At 28.4% G+C, this 12,258-nt stretch carries 9 protein-coding genes; 4 read left to right on the top strand and 5 right to left on the bottom strand.

All coding sequences use genetic code 11. The annotated features are described in order from the left end of the window. Positions 1-11: 11 nt before the first annotated feature. The 4 genes from QMG30_RS24030 to QMG30_RS24045 form a co-directional block, all read right to left on the bottom strand. Positions 12-2,471: a beta-mannosidase gene (locus QMG30_RS24030; protein WP_281819724.1), complete on the bottom strand. Its 2,460-nt coding sequence runs from the start codon at positions 2,469-2,471 to the stop codon at positions 12-14. A 19-nt stretch (positions 2,472-2,490) separates the two neighbouring features. After that, entirely contained in the window at positions 2,491-3,324 is an 834-nt protein-coding gene (locus QMG30_RS24035) for a carbohydrate ABC transporter permease (RefSeq protein WP_281819726.1), read from the bottom strand. Next, positions 3,317-4,204, bottom strand: coding sequence for a carbohydrate ABC transporter permease (locus QMG30_RS24040; RefSeq protein WP_281819727.1), 888 nt, complete (start codon positions 4,202-4,204; stop codon positions 3,317-3,319). Before QMG30_RS24040 ends, QMG30_RS24035 begins: the two co-directional genes overlap by 8 nt. 85 nt (positions 4,205-4,289) lie before the next feature. Beyond that, positions 4,290-5,651, bottom strand: a complete 1,362-nt coding sequence (locus tag QMG30_RS24045) for an extracellular solute-binding protein (protein WP_281819728.1) — start codon at positions 5,649-5,651, stop codon at positions 4,290-4,292. A gap of 348 nt (positions 5,652-5,999) precedes the next feature. Between QMG30_RS24045 and QMG30_RS24050 the strand changes: the two genes are divergently transcribed. From QMG30_RS24050 to QMG30_RS24065, 4 genes are all read left to right on the top strand, one after another. Next, entirely contained in the window at positions 6,000-7,766 is a 1,767-nt protein-coding gene (locus QMG30_RS24050) for a sensor histidine kinase (protein ID WP_281819729.1), read from the top strand. Further along, the gene (locus tag QMG30_RS24055) at positions 7,738-8,997 is read left to right on the top strand and encodes a response regulator transcription factor (protein ID WP_281819730.1); all 1,260 of its coding nucleotides are present in this window, start codon (positions 7,738-7,740) and stop codon (positions 8,995-8,997) included. The genes QMG30_RS24050 and QMG30_RS24055 overlap by 29 nt, the downstream gene beginning before the upstream one ends. Before the next feature lie 419 nt (positions 8,998-9,416). Continuing rightward, on the top strand, positions 9,417-10,622 hold the full coding sequence (locus QMG30_RS24060; protein ID WP_281819731.1) for an ROK family transcriptional regulator: 1,206 nt from the start codon (positions 9,417-9,419) through the stop codon (positions 10,620-10,622). Positions 10,623-10,700: 78 nt separating this feature from the next. Then, positions 10,701-11,528 (top strand): sugar phosphate isomerase family, encoded by an 828-nt coding sequence (locus QMG30_RS24065; RefSeq protein ID WP_281819732.1) that lies wholly within the window; start codon positions 10,701-10,703, stop codon positions 11,526-11,528. Positions 11,529-11,682: 154 nt separating this feature from the next. Here QMG30_RS24065 and QMG30_RS24070 read toward each other — a convergent pair whose 3' ends face one another. Beyond that, on the bottom strand, positions 11,683-12,159 hold the full coding sequence (locus tag QMG30_RS24070) for a GNAT family N-acetyltransferase (RefSeq protein ID WP_281819733.1): 477 nt from the start codon (positions 12,157-12,159) through the stop codon (positions 11,683-11,685). Positions 12,160-12,258: the final 99 nt, after the last annotated feature.

Below are 12,258 nucleotides of genomic sequence, written 5' to 3' on the forward strand. Positions count from 1 at the left end.
TGTTTATATGTTTACATATATGTATTATATAAACTTCTAATTACTAATTCTTTTTTCATAGTATTAATGTTTATATCTATGTCCTCTTTTGATATTGTAATAATTTTTTCCCTGTTAGGAATTAGATCAAAATAATTATCACTAAGAACAACGTCAGTATTTATAAAATCAACTTCTACATATTTTGCGAATGCATTAGTAGTAAATGTTAAATTATATTCTTCATTAGTTTCAGTTATGTCAACTTTGATTTGTGGGTCTTTCATATTAAAATGTTTATATTTTGTGAATAAGATAGTTCCGTATTTTTCTACTTTCCCATCAGTAACTAATTCATAATAAAGATAAGTATTTCTCTCTTTATCTTTGGTATCAATATATTTTTCAAAATCCATTTCACATATCTTTTGAGCTGATAATGAATCAACATTTACATTAAAGCTGTCAGATACTACGATTTTATCATTGGAGTATAAGGAGTAATTTACTTTTCCTACATAACTTTCTAATCTGTCATTAGTTATATGCAATGAAACTTTGAATCCTTCTTCACATGCTGATAGTAGAACAGGTGAGTAGAAATTTTTGCTAAAATAATGTAATGCTTTCCATCTACCATAATAATCTACGCTTGACCATGAGGCTACAGGCCAGCAGTCATTTAATTGCCAATAAATAGAACCCATGCACCTGCCTCTATTTCTTCTCCAATGTTCTACACCATATTTGATACCTTCAGCTTGAATTATCTGAGAAGCATATAAGAGTGAATCTAAATCTTTTGGATACTTATAATTTTCAGCTATATAATGTAATATTTTAGCATTACATCCATTATTCTTTTGATGTGATTCCATTACATATGAGAAGATGTTTCTGTCTTCTTCTTCGGTAAAAGTCTTAACAGTTTTCATTGAAGGGAAAGACTGTAAGCCAAATTCAGACATAAATCTTGGGTAAGTGTCTCTATAAGCCGTAAAAGGTTTCGTGTAATGCCATACATCCCAATAATGCATATCTCCAACTTTTTCGCTGTTAGCATCTTCTGGTTCTAATCCAGAAGATGGTGAAGAACTCCAATAAAATGTATTGCTATCAGTTTCTTTCGTAATTTCAGGCAACATAATAGCAAATTGCTTAATATAATCTACTCTTAGTTTTGGAGGAACATTATCAAACCAATCTTTACCAGACCAACCCCATTCAATTTCGTTATTTCCGCACCATAATCCTAGACAAGCATGGTGTCTGATTCTTTTAATATTTTGTATTGTTTCTTCTTTGATATTCTCTTCGAATTCTTTATGCATACTATAAGTCATACATGCATACATAAGGTCATGCCATACAATAATTCCTAATTCATCACATAAATCAAAAAAGTAATCATTGGGATAAATTCCTCCGCCCCATACTCTTATACAGTTATGATTTGCTCTAACACAATCTTTAAGTAATTTTTTAGTGCGTTCTTTGTTACATCTACCTAGGATATTGTCTTCAGGAATATAATTAGCACCCATTGCAAATATAGATACTCCATTAACTGTGATAGCAAATTCTTTACCGTATTCATCAGGTTTTTCACTAACAGTAATTGTTCTAAGTCCAATTCTTAGTCTTTTTGAATCTAGTATTTGTTTATTATTTTCTAAATGAATTTCTACTGAGTATAAAGGTTGCTTTCCATATCCTGTTGGCCACCATATTTTAGGGTCATCAATATTCAAAGTTAATTTTTCATACTCATTGTTTGATAATACTGTATCACTTGCAATAATTTTGTCTTGGTATTTTATATTAACTTTTATTGTAGAAGATGTTTTGATTTGCTTCTTTTTAACATTTATATTTACACTTACTATGTTATCTTTGTGGTCTTGAGTAATAAAGACATCATCAATACAGCCTTTGCTATATGTTTTTATGAATATATCTCGCCAAATACCCATGTCAGGTAATTGAGGACCCCAATCCCATCCAAACATACAATGAGCTTTTCTTAGATATGATATCCCAGGTAAAGAACCATGAGGTGTCCTAGAGATTTCCATTTCTGCGTGTTTTGCTTCGGTATATTTAAGAGGAGAATGAATATATATTCTAATAGTATTACTACCTTTATTAATATATTCTTTTATATCAATTTCATATGTACAATGCATATTAATAGTTTGCTTTACAAGCTTGTCATTAATATATATATCTGCAATTGTATCAATGCCATTACAACATAATAAGATGTTTTCTTCTTTCAGGATTTCATTACTAATATTAAATTCTCTTGTGTATTCATAATCGTTGTAAGATAAATCTCGTATTTTATATTCATTATCTCTGTAAAAAGGATCATCAATTTTACCGTTGTTAAGAAGATCAAGGTATACAGAGCCTGGAACTACTGCATTTAACCAAGTATTTTCATGTGATTCTTTCATTTTCCAGTTACCGTTAAGTGTTATAATTTCCATAATTAAATCTCCCTTACTATTATCCTTTTACTGCTCCAGCAGTCATACCTTGTACTACTTTTTTGTTAAAGATTAAGTATATTAGAATTACAGGTAATACTGCAATTACCAATGCTGCCATTAATTGCGTATAATTAGTTGAAAATGCTCCGCTAAAGTTAGCAAGTCCTACTGGAATGGTTTTGAATTTATCATCTCTTATTAATGTTAGTGCAAAAGGAAACTCATTCCAAGAAGATAGAAAACTAAGTATAACAACTGTCGACATAACAGGTTTACATAGTGGTAATATAATTCTAAACATAATACCGAATATATTGAGTCCATCTAATGATGCAGCTTCATCCATTTCTCCTGGAACTGATACAATAAAACTTTCGAATAGAAATATAGAAATCGGAAGTCCAAATGCTACATAAGGTAAAATAAGAGTTAATCTATTGTTTAACATTCCTAAGTTCTTAAATTGTATAAAAATTGGAATAAGCAAACTATGAACTGGGATTAGCATACCAGCTAAAAATAATGTATAAACAAAACCTCTTCCTCTGAATTTGAATCTTGATAGACAATATCCAGTCATAAAACCTATTATTACTACTAGAGTTACTGTTATCATACTATTAAAAACACTGTTTAAAAAGAATTTATCTAGATGACTAGTTTTTATTGCTTCTATGTAATTTGTAAAGTTTAAATTAGAAGGTAATGATACTATATTCAAATTAAATTCTTTTTGTGTTTTCAATGAAGAATAGAAAATCCAAAGTACAGGAAAAACACATGATATTGTATATATAATGACTACTAGATTGGCTAGTGCTGCTAATATTTTTTTCGATGGTTTAGTCATTTGATTTTCCTCCTAACAATTTTCTACTAATCATAACAAGCGTTAAACTTATTACTAGAATACCTACAGATATTGAACTACCATATCCAAGTTTAAATTGGTCGAATGATGTTGAATAAGCATATTGTGCCATAACTGTTGAACTTTTTCCTGGTCCTCCACCAGTCATAACATAGATATGATCAAATACTTTCATATTACCGGAAATACAAAGCATTATAGCAACAGATATTGTACTTTTAATAAGTGGGAATGTTACATATCTGAGTTTTTTAAATCCTACAGCACCATCGATTTCAGCAACCTCTAATATTGATTTTGGAATACTTTGGATAGCTGCCATAAAGATTACTAAATAGTATCCAATATATTGCCATATAAGTGGTATACTTACTGATTTCATTACAATCTTGGGATCATCCAGCCATGGTTTGATTAAGTTTCCTAAACCTAATTTTGTTAATAACCAATTGAGTAAACCTAAATCTTTACTATAGATCATACTCCATAAGAATCCAATAACAACTGCTGAAAGAACAACTGGTATAAAAGCTAGTGTTCTATGTAATTCACTAAATTTTATTAATTTGGAGGATAGTAAACCTGCTAATAATAGAGAAATACCTACTTGTCCTATAATACAAAGTGTAACTATTGTTATATTGTTAAAAAATGAACTCCAAAAATCTTTATCGTGTATAAGTTCTTTGTAATTTTCTAAACCTATAAATTTCATATTTAGTCCGCCGCTCCATTCAAAGAAGCTATATCGTACGGAGTAAAATAGAGGAAGAATGATAACAAATGTAAATATAAGAATTCCTGGAAGTAATAAGAGAAAGATGTCTTTTTTCTTAACTTTTACGCCATTACTACTCATGCTAAACCTCTCTTTCGAATTATTAAAAAAATATTATTGCAAGTTTCCTTGCAATAATATTTTTCAAAGCTGATTAGAATAACTATTAGTTTGATTCTTTTTCATACTCTGTTTGAATTTTCTTAGCAAGTTCTTCTGGTGTAGTCATATCAATTAATAATTCTTGAATACCACTGTTCATAACTTCAATTACAGAAGTGGATAATTGAGCATCATATACTGGTGTATATATGCAATTATCAACTAGAGCATTATATTCTTTAAATAAACGAGTAAGTTTACTTTCGTCATATGGGCCTGCTTTTACAGCTGGATTACTGTTGTTTTCAGCTAAGATGGCACCATAAGTTTCGTTAGATAATGCTTTTAGAACTGTAATAGCAGCTTCTCTTTTTGCACCTGTTAAGTTAGCATTCAAATCAAATGCCCAGCTTGCTCCACCTGACATAGCCATAGCTTCGCCCTTACCATCATTTACTGTAGGAAGAATTGTTAATTTAGTTGAGTTTTTGATTTCTTCTGGTGCGTCCGTTTCTATGCTGCTTATAGCCCAAGCACCTTCAATAAACATTGCAGCTTTTCCATTATAATATGGAGTTTTTTGCTGCATATTATCAATACTGTTCATATCAGTATTAAAAGCTCCCATTTTTGCTAATTCTTGAAATGTTGTTAATGCAGATACAAATTCAGGATCAGTGAATTTAGCACCATCATGATTTTTAATACTTTCAAACCATTCAACACCTGTGAATCTATCACCTAATGTACTTAAAATACAAGATTCTGCTACCCATTTTCCTTTGTTACCTAAAGAGATAGGAGTATATCCAGCGTCTTTTAAAGCTTTGATAGCTGATGTAAATTCATCCCATGTTTTAGGAAATTCTTTTATACCAACTTCATTAAAGATTGATTCATTGTAAAATACTACTGATGTACTTTTGGATGATTGAGGAACAGCATAGATTTTACTATCTCTAGTGAATGCTGCGAAAGAACCTGTTAAAAATCCATCTTTCCATTCAGGATCAGCATCAAGGTCAGCATTAATATCAGAGATTATTCCATTTGAAATAAATGTATCAACCATAGAACCTTTTACTTGAAATAAGTCTGGCATTTCATTACCAGCGGCTAAAGCTTTAATTTTTTTATCGTATCCATCATGAGATAAAACTTCTTCTTTAATAATAATTTCTGGATGAGATACTTTTAATTCTTCAATAGCATTACGTAATGCAGCAGCTCCACCCGCTTCTACTTCTGGATCCAAGTTATGTATAAAAGAAAGTGTTACCGTTTCTTTGCTTTCAGAAGAATCGGTATCTTGTTTTGATGTATTATCTTCTGGCTTATCTACCTCATCCTTTTTTCCACAGCCTACCATTAAAGTAGCTAACATAAGCATAACAATTAAAATACTACCAAATTTTTTAAGTTTCATAATTGCCTCCCAATTAAGTTTTATAGTTGTCCATACCTATCATTTGAATAAAATTAACTAATAAGTAATAAGTGACTATATTTATAGTACTATTTAATGATTATATATCAAGGGGGTATATCTACAAAAACATCTTATTTTCACTAAAAAATCTTTTTTTATAATATATTTATTAGGTGTTTATACTAGGCTACAATAATATTTGAAATGAATATAATAATTTTTTACTATTTTAGAGCTTTTTATGTAATAATTAAAGGAAATGTATACAAAAATTACTACATACAGTTGCTTGACAATAAAAACAGTGCAAGATATAATTTATTCAAACACAAAGGGGTTATGGAATTGAAGAAATTTTGCAGTATAAAATTTAAATTACTAATATTTTCATTTTGTTTAATTGTAATACCAATCATTATTATTGGATCGATTTCATATACTAAATCTTCAAAGGTAATAGAAAACCATGCTAAATATTCTAATTTAAGTACTGTTAAAAATATAACAAGTGATGTAGAAAAAATATTGAATTCTATTAACTATACTTCTCTACAATTAATTCAGCATGATTCGTTACGAAATTATTTGATGATGTCAAAAGATGATGTAGATATGAATAAACAAGCTTATATATTAAAATCGGAAGCATTACTATCTTATTTAATATATACTAATGAATACATTGAATCTGCAACTTTACAAGGATTTAATGGTATAGAAATAGATACAACTGGGAAAAGTCGTTTTATAAATGAAAGTAATATGACTACAGCATTAAATTTAAAAGGTAAGTCATTTTGGTCAATAAATACTTATGATGATTTGAACAATAAGATACATAGAGTTTCTTTAATAAGATCAATAAATGATATTAATAATATAGAAAACACACTGGGAATATTAAAACTTGATATTGACCAAAAAAAATTAGCTAAAGTTTATAATGAGTCTACTGTTAATGAGAACAGCGAATTTTATATATTCAATGATAGCGATATTGTTATATCATCTAATGATTCAGATATTTTATTTGATGAGATACCTAGTGAATTATTAAAAGAGGATATTAATATTAATAAAGATGGATTTTATAGAGTGGAGTGGAAGAATAAAGAATATCTTTTGGCTTATAGTAGAATTCAACCAATGAATTGGACCCTTATAAGTCTAGTTCCAATAAAAGAAATTTTAGATGATCTACAAATAATTCAAAAAGTTATACGTATAGGTATTATAGTTAGTTTCATAATATGCATCATGATAGTAATATTTTTTTATAAAAAGTTTCTGACACCGCTAAAGCAGATTAGAGTACTTATGAAACATATTGAAAATGAAAATTTTGTTAGCATAGATGTTAAAGGTAATGATGAGATAGCTATGCTATTTAAAAGTTTTAATAAAATGTCAAATAGACTGAATCAGTTGATGAATCAAGTGTATTTGGTTAAAATCAAACAAAAAGAATCGGAATTAAAGGCTCTTCAGGCACAGATTAATCCTCATTTTCTGTATAATACTTTGGATACTATACACTGGGTAGCTCGTATAGAATCTGCATTTGAAACTTCTGCATTAATACAAGCACTATCTAAACTTTTTAGGTTAAGTCTTAATAATGGAAGTCAGTTCACTAGTGTGAAAAATGAAATTGAACATTTGAATAATTACATTTTTTTACAAAAACAAAAGTATGAGACACTCGTAGATTTTGTAATTCATGTTGAAGATGAAGTTAAGGAATGTAAAGTTGTTAAATTGATTATACAGCCTCTTGTTGAGAATGCAATTTATCATGGTATTAGCTCGTTACCACAAAAAGGTAAAATAAATATAGTAATTAAAAGAGAAAAGGATAACTTGATTTATGAAATTATAGATAATGGAGTAGGTATTAACGAAAAATATATTAATGATCTTTTGATTTCTGATACTGAAACTAGTAAAGGTTTTGGAATAAAAAATGTAAATGATAGGATAAAATTATATTTTGGAGATGAATATGGTTTATCATTTAAAAGTATGATAAATGTAGGTACAACAGCTATAGTAAAACAACCATACATAAAAGAGGGCGAAGAATATGATAAAAATGATGATTGTAGACGATGAACCGTTAATTAGAAAAGGATTTACTATAACTATTGATTGGGAATCTTATGGAATTGTTATTGTTGGGGAGGCAGCTAATGGGAAGGAAGCTTTAGTAAAGATTGAGAAATTAGAACCTGATATAATAGTTACTGATATAAAAATGCCTATTATGGATGGTATTGATCTGTCAAAAGAAATAACAAAAAAGTATAGTGATATAAAGATAATAATATTAAGTGGTTATAATGAATTTGAATATGCACAGCAAATCTTAAAAACTAATGCATGTGATTATTTATTGAAACCTGTTAATGTGGAGGAATTAATAAAACTTGTAATTAAGTTAAAAGGTGAAATTATAAAACATAAGGAAAAAAAAGAAATTATTAATAAAAAAGATAAATTGATAGAATGTTACAAGGATGATATTAAATCAAAAATTCTAAAAGATATATTAATACCCAATTATAGTAGTTCTAATGATATATTAGAACAAGCAAAATTTATTGGATTGGATTTAGAAGGTGAAAGTTATTGTGTATTCATAGTTAAAATGGATATGGAGGTTGCTAAGGGCCAAAGATATCTTACTAAGAAACAAAAAGATATTGGTAATTTAATAAGGGACATTCTACAAATATATAATTTTAAAGGATTTATATGCTACACACATTATAATTTTTTGGCATGTATTTTGGTAAATAATAAAGAACTTAAAAATGCATATATTCAATTCTATGAGAATTTAAAAGATAACCTTTCTAAAAGTATAGAAGAAAAATTTTGTATTGGTGTTGGGACAATATGTAATAATATTCATGAGATAAGTGATTCCTATAAAAATGCAAAATACGTTTTGGATAATTTAACTTTCTTAGGTAAAAATTCAGTAGTTTTTTATGATAATAAGGATTCTAATATAAATAAATATAAAAAAATAGTTAAAGTAGCAATAGATTATGTTTATGCCAATTATGATAGAAATATAACTCTAGCTCAAGTCGCAGAGTTTGTTTTAATATCTCCGAATTATTTTAGCAAAATTTTTAAAGAAGAAACTAATAAAAATTTTATCGATTGGTTAAATGAATTACGTATACATAAAGCTAAAAATTTATTAAAAGATCCATTACTTAAAATATATGAAGTGGCTGAAAAAGTTGGATATAGCGATTATAAATATTTTTCTTATAATTTTAAGAAATATACAGGGATTTCTGCAAAAGATTATAGAGAAAAAAATAATTAATATTTATTTAGAAATGTCAAAAATTCAGAATTAAAGTATAGATTATGTAAATAAATATTATTATAAGTAAATATTAGACAGAGATTTGAATGTGAATATGTGGATGATGTTCTGCCGACATAAAAAAGGAGTTTGACTATAAAAATTAGTGAAACATATAGTTATACGAGAAAGGCTCACGAATAGATTGTGAGCTTTTTATTAAATTAGGAAAGTTCTACTTCCTATTTCCTTGATATCTTTTATGAGGCGTAGTCCTCTTTGTTCTTGCAATTTGTTTCAATATGAAACTAATTCCTTGACATATTAAATGAATTATGATAATTTGAATGTAGTAAAACATATTAAATTGCAGAAAAAACCATATTAATAGAATTTATAAAATAATAGTTTCATAATGAAATAAAGGATGAAAATAAATGTATATGATAAATAATAAAAATCTATCTGGAAATAAAATGATTCTACTTAACTATGTAAGAATAAATGAGCTAGTATCTAGGACTGATATATGTAATAATACATTATTATCAAAACCTACGGTATCTAGAATTACTGATGAATTAGTCAAAAATAATTTATTGATTGAAGTCGCTGATTCATATGTCACTAATGCAAACATTGGAAGAAAACCTATACTATTAAAGATCAATCCCAAAGCTTTTTATTGTGTAGGGATAGATATAGAAAGGACAAGTATTAAAGGAGCTGTCCTTGATATTAATAGAAACATAATTACAAGAAAAGAAGAGAGTATAAAATATATTAAAGATGATAATGAATTCATGAAAGATGTTAAAAATGTAATTGAGAAACTTGTTATACAGTCAAAGATAAATAAACAGTTAATATTAGGAATAGGGATTAGTGTTCCATGTACTGTGGATTATAATACTGGAAAACTTATAGATTATAGTTTGAATTCAATACCTAAAGAGATTCATCTGAAAAAATATCTAGAGGATAAACTATCTATACCAGTGTATATAGATAATAATGCTAATATTCGTGTATTAGGTGAATACTGGTATGGTTTTGGTAGAGGATATAAAAATATTATCTATATAATGTGTAATCATGGCGTTGGAAGCGGAATCATTGTAGAAGGGAATATTCTTAGAGGCAAAAATAGTGTAGCAGGAGAGATTGGACACCAAAAGATTGATAAAAATGGAAGAACATGTACATGTGGAAAAAAGGGATGTTTAGAAGCTTATTGTGGTACGGAAGCTATATGTATGAATGTTAAAGATGAACTGAGCAAAGGTATGAGCAGCGAAATTAGGGACTATATCTGTGAAGATTATAGGAAAATCACATTTGAACTGATAAATAAATGTGCTTCTAATAAGGATAATTTATGTAGTAATATACTTGATAAAGCAGAACAAACTCTAGGGATTGGTATAGCGAATTTAATAAACATACTTAATCCTGAAATAATAATATGTTCTGGAGAATTTTTTAAATATAGAGAAGATGTAATGGAAAGAGTTAAAGAACACACTAAAGAGCAATTGTTTAATCTTATGGGAGATGATACTAGATTTGCCTATAGAAAAGACGAAGATATATTAAGCGGAGTTTCACCGGCAGCTTTAGTATTTAAAAATACATTTGATTAATTATTATCTTCTTTACTAAAGATTAAACGTTAAATCATAAGTAATAATAATCATATTATATAAATAGGAGGAAGTACAATGAAGGATTATTACAAAATAGGAGAAGAAAAGCTAGGAGAAAACAGTAAAATTCCATTAGAAATAATGGATACAGAAGACGATGTCTATCATGATATGGCATGGACAATGTTTGATACCATAAAATATAATAATGAAAAAGGGAAAAAAACCGTATTCATATGCCCAGTCGGACCAGTAGGTCAGTATAAAAGATTTGCAAGACTTGTAAACAAATATCGTCTTGACCTAAGTAACGTATACATTTTCAACATGGATGAGTATCTTAATGCCAACATGACTATGATTGATACTGACAACCCTCTTAGTTTTAAAGGATTCATGTATAGAGAACTATATGGAAAAATAGATGAAGAATTAAATATTCCTGAAGACCATAGATTTTTCCCCGAACCAAGTAAAGAAAATGAGATTCATGAAAAAATGACGGAACTGGGAGGAGTTGATATTTGCTTTGGAGGAGTAGGAATCAACGGACATATTGCATTCAATGAACCTCCTGAAGAAAGTGAAAATGTAATAGATCAAGAATTTAGAAATATAGGCACTAGAATTTTAAAGATTTCAAGAGAAACTAGAACTATAAATGCTGCGGGAGCCTTGGGTGGTGCTATTTCCGTATTACCTAAATGGTGTATAACTTTAGGTATGAAAGAAATACTTAGTTCAAGGAAAATAAGATTATACATGTTTAGAGATTGGCACAGAGCAGTTGTCAGACGTGCTATTTACGGTGAGATAACTGCTAAATTTCCAGTCACTTTTTTACAGGAGCACAACGATGCTAAAATAATTATTTCTAAGTATGTTGCCCAAAAACCCTTTTAGCACATAGTTAATATCCCAAGAAACTCAAGTTTGTTTCACCGAAGGGTATAAGTGTTAATAATCACGCAGACCGACCGCTTCTTAGGGTAAGACAAGTGATTATTAACACTTATACCCTGACTACATTACACCTACATCCTTTATATTTTCCCATCTATACTAATTTCTTCTCCATTATATAATTAATAAATACCTCTCCATTATGATGTTTATTCTGACGTGTCACTACAGTATATCCTTTACTTAAAAAGAAAGCTTTAGCCGTAATACTGGCTTCCGTATATACTTTCCTATACCCTAACTGTATTGCATCTTCTTCTAACATCTCAACTATACTAGTACCAATACCTATGTTTTGATAATCTTTATGAGTATACAATCTGTCAATATAATATTGGCTATTCAAATCTCCAAAACCTACTATGATATTATTTAGCTTAGCTACATATGTCTTGTTTCGACTTAATCCCAATAACCATCTGTCTCTATCGGGATTAGCTATACCCCATGCATCCAACTGGTTTTTGGAATAATCTCTAGCATTGACTGAATGAATGGTATTATAAAATAAATCCAATATTTCTTCTAAATCTCTACTCTCAAATTCTGCTATAATTATATTATGTTTCATAAATCATTAACCCTATCTTTCTTCTGTCATTAATAAATTAATGTCTAGATTAAATTATTTCATGTTAAAGATTATAACATTTTTTGTACTTATATATAA

It is taken from the genome of Vallitalea longa (genome assembly GCF_027923465.1).
In the GTDB taxonomy this organism is placed as follows: domain Bacteria; phylum Bacillota; class Clostridia; order Lachnospirales; family Vallitaleaceae; genus Vallitalea; species Vallitalea longa.